Below are 8,833 nucleotides of genomic sequence, written 5' to 3'. Positions count from 1 at the left end.
GCTCGATGTGCGGGCCGAAGTTCTGCTCGATGGAGATCACCCGCGAAGTCCGCGACTACGCCTCGAGGCTGAATGAAGCGGCCGTTGAGTTCGCCGAGGAGACGACGCGGATAGATCCTGAAGCCGGCATGGAAGCGATGAGCGAGAAGTTCCGCGAACTGGGCAACCAGATCTACATCGACAAACCCTGATCGCCTCGCCCTCTTAGGCGAACAAAAATATTTGCGCGGCGCCCAGGAAAAAGGCGCCGCGCAAACAACGCCTACAACAGCGTCCCGCCAAGAATGACGAGCGCCACGCTGAAGTAGATGACGAGCCCCGTCACATCCACGAGCGTCGCGACAAACGGTGCCGACGCACTGGCCGGATCAAACCCCAGCCGCTTGAGCGCGAACGGCAGCATAGACCCGGCAAGCGATCCGAACGTCACGATTCCGACCAGCCCCATCCCGACGGTCAAAGCGACCAGCTCCCAGTGCGGGCCGTAGTCGTAGATGCCAATCGTCTGCCACAGGCCGATCCGCACCATGCCGACGAGCCCGAGAATACCGCCGAGCGCAATCCCCACCGGCAATTCACGCAGGGCCACCCGCCACCAGTCGCGCACCTTCACCTGTCCAAGCGCGAGCGCGCGAATGAGCAGCGAGGTCGACTGCGAACCGGAATTTCCGCCGGAGCTCATGATCAGCGGGATGAACAGCGTCAGCACGATCGCCTTGGCCAGCTCGTCCTCGAAATGCTGCATGGCGCTTGCCGTCAGCATCTCGCCGAGAAACAGCGCCGAGAGCCAGCCGGCCCGCTTGCGGATCATGCCGAGGAACCCGATCTCGAGATAGGGCTCTGGCAGCCCTTCCACGCCACCGAACTTCTGCACGTCCTCGGTGCTGATCGAGACGATCGCATCGAGCACGTCATCCACGGTCACGATACCGAGCACCTGCCCGCGCGCGTTGAGAACCGGCACCGACAACAGGTCGTGGATCGAGATCAGCCGCGCCACTTCCTCCCGGTCCGTATCCGGCGAGACCCAGATCGGCGCGCGATCCGCCCCGACCTCGACGATCTTCCAATCCGGCTCGGCGGTGATGAGCTGGCGCAGCGTCACCACGCGCACCAGCTGGCGGCTCGCCGGATCGAGCACGAGAATGGCGTAAACCGTCTCGCGCGACGGCTCGACGGCACGGATATGGGCGAGCGTCTCGGCGACGGTAAACGTCTCCGGCACGCTGACGAATTCCGTCGTCATCAGGCTGCCCGCGGTCCCTTCCGGGTAGGCAAGCAGCAGCTTGAGCGAGAGCGCGGTCTCGAAATCGACCCGTGCCAGCAGCTTGGTCCGGTCGTGGCCGTCGAGCGCGCGCAGCGTGTCGGCCGCCCGGTCGGCGGCCATCCCCTTGAGAACCTGGCCGGAAACAGGCTCCGAAAGCTCGAGCATCAATTCGCCGGCGCGGGACAGTTCCGGCCGGTCGAAGATATCGATCACGCGGTCCAGCGGCAGGCTTGCGAGCAGCAAGGCCCCGTCCGCAACACTGAGTTCGTTGATTTGTGCGACGACGTCGGCGACGTGCTCCTGGCGAACATCGCCGAGCAGCACCGACCCTTCCGCAACGCGGATTTCGTTCATGGCTCACCTCACGTTCCGCCGTTCGCGGAGGACCGTGAGAAGCCGACGCCTCGACCATGATCGCTTCGGGCCCTAGCCGCTCCGATAGCCGTGCCGCCTATCAGGCACGGCTTAAATCGGCAGCGCAGGAAAGCCCGAAGCGTGAAACATCGGTCTCATCAAAGAAAGTTAGCGTCGATCCACGAGCAGCCGCGACGGCAAAGACAATCGACTACTGTCGCTTGGCATGACGTCTCGTTTCCTTTTGAATTTGCAGGCGCGAATAGGCCCACGAGGGGTATATGAGCCTCGGGGCTTCCACCGTCAAGCCGTACGCCATCTGAACTTTTGGACAGGTGATCCGCACCCGTCGCAGCCCCGTCCCAAGCAAGCCCCGGAACTAAGCTGCGCGGGCGCCGATCCTCTCGTACAAGCGGCAGACGGCGCTGAAGAGCCGGTTGTCGGCGTAGACGCCGAGTTCCTGCAGGTCCGCGAGAATGCCCTCGACATCGGTGAGGGTGGCGCGGCCTTGGCCCGCGAGCCCCGCGACGACCGCCAGCCGCTCGGCATGCGCCTCCACTTGGCAACGGAGGCTTTCGGCCCGGCCGCCCAGCATCGAAACGGCTTCCGGCCGCGAGAACGATTGCGAGGTCGCGTGGAAATAGTCCGAAAGGGCCGAAATCGCGGCCTGGCGCTGTGCGCAATGATCGAGGTTCATAGGGCTCCCAACGAGCGGTTCGAATCGAAGGAAAACCTAGCCGCGGTGTTGGGCTGCATTCGGGCCGCGCCGAGGCCGAATGAAGCCAATCGACCATCCGCATCGGGCACGCTAACGTTGCGCCCGACACCACGGGGAAACAGGGGAACTACGATGCGTTTGAAGGGCTACCAGATTGGCGAACTGTTCGGAATTCTGCTGCTGCTCGCCTCCACCGCGACACAGCTCTTCTATCTGGAACCGCTCAAGCGTGAGATCGAATGGCGGCTCGTCGCCTTCAACACGCAGCAATCCGCTCAAATCCAGCTGCAATCCACCTTCGACAATCAGATCGCCTTGCTGAAGGTGCTGAACGCGCCCAACGAGCAGATCCAGCAGACCGAGGCCCGGCGCGACAAGACACTCGCCGACTACAAGAACTCGGATGCCAACATCTCCGATTTCATGATCGATAAGGAGAATGTGGAAGGCTACATCGAGTTGATCGTCATCGGGCTGTTCGCCCTCGGCACGCTGCTTGCGGGGCTTGGCCGCGCAATAGAAATGCAGGCCGCGCCGGATTGAAAACGGCATTGCAATGCAGCACGCCGCGTTGTCTGCAAATATTTAAGGTTAGCGGATGACAACGCGGAACCCGGCACCCGAGATCGTCGTAGAATAGGGCGTGCTCCCCCAAAAGTGCTTCCGGAAAAGTGGAAACCGGTTTTGCGATAAGAAGCACGATAAAAAAGAGGGCTGGATCCATGACCCTGATCCGCACGTTCTGTTGCTCCGCGATCGCCGCCGCCGTCCTGATCGGCGCGCCGCCGATCGTCACCGAGAGCTTCGCAGCCGACCCCAAAGAGGTGTCGAAAGACATCATCGCGGTGCAGATCCGCAAGCAGGGCTTCACCTGCAAGACGCCGCTCAGCGCCGAGCGGGACACCACGACCGGAAACCCCGACGATCCGGTCTGGACGCTCAAATGCGACGACGCGAGTTACCGCGTCCATCTCATTCCCAACATGGCCGCCCAGGTCGAAAAGCTCGCGAGCGAGCAGACGGCCGAACCCCAACCGGAACCCAAGAACTAGTTGCTCTTGGCGATTGACCACGCCCCGCCCGGCCTCGATGCTCTGGCTCTACAAGCAACGAGACCGGATCGAGAGAATGGGTGACACTGAAAATCGCGCGCCGCTTGCCATCGCGGCGGCCGAGGCGCCGCTCCGCACCAAGCCGTCCAACTATCCGGAGCCGTTCTTCAGCCGAATGGCCAGGCGCGACAAGCGCCCCCTCGGCGATCTCTTTGGACTCAAGAACTTCGGCGTCAATCTCACGACCCTGCACCCCGGCGGCGAGTCGGCGCTGCTGCATCTCCACTCCAGGCAGGACGAGTTCGTCTACATTCTCGAAGGCAAACCGACGCTCGTCACCGATGCTGGGGAAATCGCGCTTCACCCCGGCATGTGCGCCGGCTTTCCAGCGCAGGGCATCGCCCATCACCTCGTCAACCGCACCGATGCGAACGTCGTCTATCTCGAAATCGGCGACCGCACGCCCGGCGACGAAGGAAGCTATCCGCAGGACGACCTCAAGGCCGCGCTCAGCTCGGACGGAACATGGGCGTTCACGCACAAGGACGGCACGCCCTATTGAATCTGCGGGCGTTCACTGTTGCAAGCGATCAATTTTTTGGTTTGCAACCCGCAACGACAGAGCCAACAGCTCGTTTGGTTCCCGACACACCGAATTGCGTCTTATGAAACTTTTCTCCACCAGCGGCCACCGCTACCGCTACCCGCTTGCGTGCCAAAACGAGTTCGGCCGCGAGAGCCGCAACAGGCTCGTCATCTGACGCGATGATTAGCTGTCCCTCGTCACCAGTGGACAGAGTGGCGTCTACTTCCCTGGGCGAACTGTCGTCAACGATGATCACCAACTTTGGCGAAGTGAGATTCAGAAGATTCGTTGCAGCCGAGTCGAGTTTTTCTGGTGTTATTAGAATCAATTCCGGCCGATCGCTTCCGGCTTCGCAGCGCACACCAAACCCATAAGCGCCAGAAGCAGTCACGGCGATGTAGAGGTGTTTTCCGTCGAAAGGATCCTCTTTTTTCTGCTGGACCCACTGAGCATTAGCTGCCGTCACTGAACACCACAGAAGCAGCGTGAAAGCCATCGTTCTCATCGGGCGAGCACCAATATTTTTCTGCACGCGGACGATGAAACAGAAGCGAGATCCCGGCAATCTGATTCATTACGGGTTTGCACAGGTAATGCTCGCCTTCGGCCTAGGCCTCAGCCTGTCCCGAACCGCACCGCGTTGCGCGCTTTCGCTTTCTGAGCCTCGACCTCCCGATCGCGCGGCGGCGCCATCGTGACCAGCGTGCCGAGCAGCTCCCGCGCCACCGCCGTCACCTGATCGACGGCGCGATCGAACGCCGCCTCGTTGGCCTGCGACGGGCGATTGAAACCCGAGAGCTTGCGCACGAACTGCAGCGCCGAGGCGCGGATCTCGTCGTCGGTCGCCGGCGGCGAGAAATTGTAGAGCGTCTTGATATTGCGGCACATGCGCAACCTCCCGCTTGATCCAACTAGGGCGCTCGGCGCGCCTCCCCTGAGGACGTTCGATAAGCGCCGAATCCGACAGCTTCAGACCTCGCCGTCCGCCGGAACAACGCGTCACCGGAACAACACCATGCCCCGCACGTTGAGAACGAGACAAAGGAAGTGAAGAAAATGGCGATTCCAACGACAAAAGATAGGGTGCCTGATCACACCGAGCCTGCGGTCAACGCGCGTATAGCGGTTGAGACGCGCGATCGGGTACAAACCCTCGCGCACGATAAGCCCCGCATAGCACAGCGATTACGCGAGCTGGACGAAGAATGGGACATCGAGCGCGCGATCGAAGCCAATGCCTCGACACTGGCCTTCGTAGGCGTGGCACTAGGTTTTTTTGTTCATCCCTATTGGCTGGCGCTCCCCGCCCTGGTGACGTTGTTTCTTTTTCAGCACGCGGTCCAGGGTTGGTGCCCGCCTGTCCCGGTCTTGCGCCGGCTCGGGTTCCGAACCACCTACGAAATCGAGCGAGAGCGAAACGCGTTGAAGGCCGTGCGCGGCGATTTTATTGGTGCGGAACTGTCTGCGGAGCGCGCCCTCGCCGCCGTTGAACTCCCTATTCCACTGCCGCCACCTTCGGCTTCCTGAGCGCCTCTTCCACCGCCGAAACCAATCGATCCGCGTCCGGCGCCGTCACCGAGAAGAAGCTCGTCACCAGCTTGCCGTCGCGACCGACGAGATACTTGTGAAAGTTCCACTTCGGCGCATTCACCCAGCCGAGCTGCTCGCGCGCCCACTTGTAGAACGGATGCGCGCCATCTCCCGAAACGACGTTCTTGTCCGTCAGCGGAAACTCGACCCCGAAGATCCCCTCGCAGAATTCCTTGATCTCGCCGGCGGCTTTCGGCTCCTGCGCACCGAAATCGTTCGACGGCACGCCGATCACAGCAAAGCCCTGCGGCTCGTACTTCGCGTGCAGCGCCTGCAGCGCTTTATATTGCTTCGTGAACCCGCAGAACGACGCCGTGTTGACGACGAGCAGAACCTTGCCGCGGAAATCCGAAAGCGGCATCGGCTTGCCGTCGATTGACGTGAACGAGAAATCCCACGCCGTCTTCGCGCTCTCGCTCCCCGCAGGCGTCGCGCCCTCACCTGATGGTGCTCCATCAGCGGCAAACACCGCGGAGAGCCCGAGCAAAGTTGCTGAAGCGGCAATCGTGAGACGCATGGCGCCCTCCATTCGAGTTCCGGAAACGTCGACGCTTCCGCAGGACCGGGTTGTAGCTTCCTGAGCGAAGCAACGGCAGCCGGAGCGTTCGGCTTTTTCAAGGCCTTTCTGACATAGGCACGTCGAGCCGGTTGCACCAGCTATCCAAAACGTAACTTTTCAGATCGCGCGAAGCATGGCAGCATCCTCTCATCGTTCAACAACTGGAAGGAGGTGATCCGATGTCGAGTGGGATCTTGAGGACGGCGATGTCGCGGTCGCAGGGTTTCAAGCTGGATCTACCTTCGGTAGTCGGCTGAACCCAGCGATTGAGCGGCGCGGCGCAACAATCGCCGCATAACGCCGCCGAAATCTCACGGGGGCTGTCCTTTGGGCAGCCCCTTTGCTTTTGCCCTTCGCGCCAACCGCAGCGCCCTACTCGTTTCCGGGCCCACCATCGAGCATCTGCTCGCCCGGGTCCTCGACCGGATCCGGCGATGTCGTGTCGAGCGGATCGCCAGCCGGCGCATCCGGAGGCGCGCCGACCACTTCGACCGCCACACTCTGCGTCTTGGCCGGCTCCGCCGTGCCGCCACGAACATACTTGAAGACCAGCGTTGCTGTGCCGGGCGCAACCCCGGTGATCAGCACCTGGAACTTCTGCGGCGCGCCGAGTTTCGGCCGCTCGCCCGGAGCAAGCTCGGGCTTCGCATAGCCCAAGAGGTCGACAGTCACGAGCTTGGGAACAGCCTCGGGCACCCACGAATATCCGGTCGAAGGATTGCCATCGAGCTGCACGGTGGCCGTGTCGCCGACACTGACTTGCAGATGCGTCTCCTGCGCGAGGCTCGCCTTCGAAGCCCCAGCGAGCAAAAGCGCCCCCACGAGGGAGGCCGCAGCAAACCGCCTCATTGCAACTTTCGACATAAGCGCGCCCTCGCAGTCCTGATACCGCCCCAGCTTCGCACGCAGCCCCCGCCTCGTCCATTGCACCGACAGAGCATTGACGATCCCCGTTCCCTTGCTGCCTACTGGCTGTGACCCGCTACCAACCCCTGAGCCCATCCCATGCCCCTTCTCCGCTTCGACATCCTGGAAGGCCGCTCCGACGCCGAGCTCGAGACCCTTCTCGACGCGGCCCACCGCGCCATGCTGGCCGCCTTCAACGTGCCCGCGCGCGACCGCTATCAGATCGTCCATGAGCATAAGCCCTCGCGCCTGATCGTCGAGGACACCGGGCTCGATATTCCCCGCACCGAAAAAATGATTTTTCTTCAGGTCACCAGCCGCCCGCGCGGACGCGAGGCCAAGGAAAATTTTTATCGCCTGCTGGTCGACGAGCTCGAGAAAAGCTGCGGGATCGCATCAAGCGACGTCGTCGTATCTTTCATCGAGAACACCGATGAAGACTGGTCTTTTGGTTATGGCCGCGCTCAGTTCTTGACCGGCGAACTTGGCGGAAAGCTCGAAGGGAACTGACGCGGTTAATCCGCGGAACCGATCGCGACGCGGGCGGAAATGCGCCCAAGAGATGGCGATACCGCGACAATTTCGCGGGCGTTCACCCAACGAAGACAAATTTTCTCCATGTGAAGATGTTTGTGTCCATAGTGGATCGACGTTGTGAGTATTGAGTATCAGGGGAGGTAAGCGTGTTCAGCCGCGGCTCTAATTCCGATTCAGGTCTACCCAAGCCACCGGGTCTGCCCGCCCTTCCGCAAAACGGATCGGCAACGCCAGCGCCGTCGAGCGGGCGCTCTTCGCCCTTCGGTGCTGCGTCCTCGATGGGAACGTCGGTGATTGGAACCGACCTCACCATTCTCGGCGAAAAGATCACCATCATCTCGCAGAACAGGTTGCAGATCGACGGCGATGTGCGCGGCGACGTGAGCGGCAAGCAGGTCGTGATCGGCGAGGATGGCTCCGTGATCGGCACGGTCTGCGCTGAGCAGATCGAAGTGCGCGGCGGCGTCCGCGGCGCCATCAAGGCACAGACAGTCACCCTGCATCCGACCGCCGAGGTCGAGGGTGACATCTTCCATCAGACGCTTTCGATTTCCGAAGGCGCCCAGTTCGACGGCCGCGTGCGCCGTGCGAAGGATCTCTCGGAAATCACGCCAAACCTGGATGTGAATTCCTACCCGAGCACGCAGCAGCATCAGCAGACGGGCTGAAGCAGCCCGATCCGCTGGAGTGCAGCCAGGCATCCGAGCCCTTTCGCGACCTCCGCGAGAGGGCTCGCTTCATTTCGACTAGACCATGATCGCTTCAGACCTTCGCGCTCCGATCGTCGCGGCCCCTATTGGGCGCGACGTGAATCGGCAGCGCAGGAAAAGTCCGAAGCGTGAATCATCGGTCTCATCGAGAGGCGAGAGCGGGATTGCGATTTCAAAGATAAGCAATCACGCTCTAAGAAGCCCAGCTCTTAGAAACCGCGACGACCCACACTGTTTGCATCGATGCAGGCGAGATGGATCCGGTTATCGCGCCCGATGTGCTGACAGATGTTGCGCTTGAGGTTCGGATTTTCGCGGATCGCTGCAGCCGAAACCTTGATGCCGCGCTCACGCGCAACCCGCGCCACCATTTCATCCTGACAATACGGGGTCGCGATCTGCGATCCGTTCACGATCTGATACCCGTCGACGCAGCGGATGCGGGCCTCGGCCGGCTGCGTGCCGGAAACCACGACGAGCGGCACGGCCAAAGCAGCCGCGATCAGAGCACCTACGCGGGCGCCGGCGCCGAATTGCGAGGGGAAAACCATGGT

14 protein-coding genes are annotated in these 8,833 nt (G+C 61.8%); 7 read left to right on the top strand and 7 right to left on the bottom strand.

Annotated features, from left to right (window positions below; all coding sequences use genetic code 11):
* Nucleotides 1–191: hypothetical protein (locus RCO24_RS18905; RefSeq protein WP_308964241.1), on the top strand; the 191-nt coding region annotated here is incomplete at its 5' end.
* Between the two features lie 71 nt (nt 192–262).
* Here RCO24_RS18905 and mgtE read toward each other — a convergent pair.
* Both mgtE and RCO24_RS18895 read right to left on the bottom strand, forming a co-directional pair.
* Nucleotides 263–1,621 carry a magnesium transporter gene (gene mgtE / locus RCO24_RS18900; RefSeq protein ID WP_308964240.1) on the bottom strand — a complete coding sequence of 453 codons (1,359 nt, stop codon included), beginning with the start codon at nt 1,619–1,621 and terminating at the stop codon, nt 263–265.
* A 379-nt stretch (nt 1,622–2,000) separates the two neighbouring features.
* Nucleotides 2,001–2,318, bottom strand: a complete 318-nt coding sequence (locus RCO24_RS18895) for a hypothetical protein (RefSeq protein ID WP_308964239.1) — start codon at nt 2,316–2,318, stop codon at nt 2,001–2,003.
* Nucleotides 2,319–2,471: 153 nt separating this feature from the next.
* Between RCO24_RS18895 and RCO24_RS18890 the strand changes: the two genes are divergently transcribed.
* The 3 genes from RCO24_RS18890 (at nt 2,472) to RCO24_RS18880 (ending at nt 3,953) form a co-directional block, all read left to right on the top strand.
* The gene (locus tag RCO24_RS18890) at nt 2,472–2,882 is read left to right on the top strand and encodes a hypothetical protein (RefSeq protein ID WP_308964238.1); all 411 of its coding nucleotides are present in this window, start codon (nt 2,472–2,474) and stop codon (nt 2,880–2,882) included.
* Nucleotides 2,883–3,061: 179 nt separating this feature from the next.
* Nucleotides 3,062–3,391, top strand: a complete 330-nt coding sequence (locus RCO24_RS18885) for a hypothetical protein (RefSeq protein ID WP_308964237.1) — start codon at nt 3,062–3,064, stop codon at nt 3,389–3,391.
* Between the two features lie 76 nt (nt 3,392–3,467).
* On the top strand, nt 3,468–3,953 hold the full coding sequence (locus RCO24_RS18880; protein WP_308964236.1) for a cupin domain-containing protein: 486 nt from the start codon (nt 3,468–3,470) through the stop codon (nt 3,951–3,953).
* A gap of 28 nt (nt 3,954–3,981) precedes the next feature.
* Here RCO24_RS18880 and RCO24_RS18875 read toward each other — a convergent pair whose 3' ends face one another.
* Complete coding sequence (locus RCO24_RS18875; protein WP_308964235.1) at nt 3,982–4,473, bottom strand: hypothetical protein; 492 nt, start codon at nt 4,471–4,473, stop codon at nt 3,982–3,984.
* A gap of 119 nt (nt 4,474–4,592) precedes the next feature.
* Entirely contained in the window at nt 4,593–4,865 is a 273-nt protein-coding gene (locus RCO24_RS18870) for a DUF2277 domain-containing protein (protein WP_308964234.1), read from the bottom strand.
* Nucleotides 4,866–5,033: 168 nt separating this feature from the next.
* On the opposite strand from RCO24_RS18870, the gene RCO24_RS18865 reads away from it, so the two are divergent.
* The gene (locus RCO24_RS18865; protein ID WP_374990981.1) at nt 5,034–5,504 is read left to right on the top strand and encodes a hypothetical protein; all 471 of its coding nucleotides are present in this window, start codon (nt 5,034–5,036) and stop codon (nt 5,502–5,504) included.
* Here the strand turns inward: RCO24_RS18865 and RCO24_RS18860 are convergent.
* Entirely contained in the window at nt 5,473–6,084 is a 612-nt protein-coding gene (locus tag RCO24_RS18860) for a glutathione peroxidase (RefSeq protein WP_308964233.1), read from the bottom strand. The two genes, RCO24_RS18865 and RCO24_RS18860, sit on opposite strands and share 32 nt — an antisense overlap.
* A gap of 414 nt (nt 6,085–6,498) precedes the next feature.
* Nucleotides 6,499–6,990: a protease inhibitor I42 family protein gene (locus RCO24_RS18855; RefSeq protein ID WP_308964232.1), complete on the bottom strand. Its 492-nt coding sequence runs from the start codon at nt 6,988–6,990 to the stop codon at nt 6,499–6,501.
* Between the two features lie 141 nt (nt 6,991–7,131).
* On the opposite strand from RCO24_RS18855, the gene RCO24_RS18850 reads away from it, so the two are divergent.
* Together RCO24_RS18850 and RCO24_RS18845 are read left to right on the top strand one after the other, a co-directional pair.
* A complete protein-coding gene (locus RCO24_RS18850) occupies nt 7,132–7,542 on the top strand; it encodes a tautomerase family protein (RefSeq protein ID WP_308964231.1) in 411 nt (136 codons plus the stop codon).
* 317 nt (nt 7,543–7,859) lie between these two features.
* On the top strand, nt 7,860–8,237 hold the full coding sequence (locus RCO24_RS18845) for a polymer-forming cytoskeletal protein (RefSeq protein ID WP_308964230.1): 378 nt from the start codon (nt 7,860–7,862) through the stop codon (nt 8,235–8,237).
* Between the two features lie 251 nt (nt 8,238–8,488).
* On the opposite strand, the gene RCO24_RS18840 is transcribed toward RCO24_RS18845, so the two are convergent.
* Nucleotides 8,489–8,830 (bottom strand): hypothetical protein, encoded by a 342-nt coding sequence (locus RCO24_RS18840; RefSeq protein ID WP_308964229.1) that lies wholly within the window; start codon nt 8,828–8,830, stop codon nt 8,489–8,491.
* Nucleotides 8,831–8,833 lie beyond the last annotated feature (3 nt).

The sequence above is a fragment of the Hyphomicrobium sp. LHD-15 genome (assembly GCF_031157355.1).
GTDB lineage: Bacteria > Pseudomonadota > Alphaproteobacteria > Rhizobiales > Hyphomicrobiaceae > Hyphomicrobium_C.
This window is presented reverse-complemented; position numbering and strand designations above follow the sequence as displayed.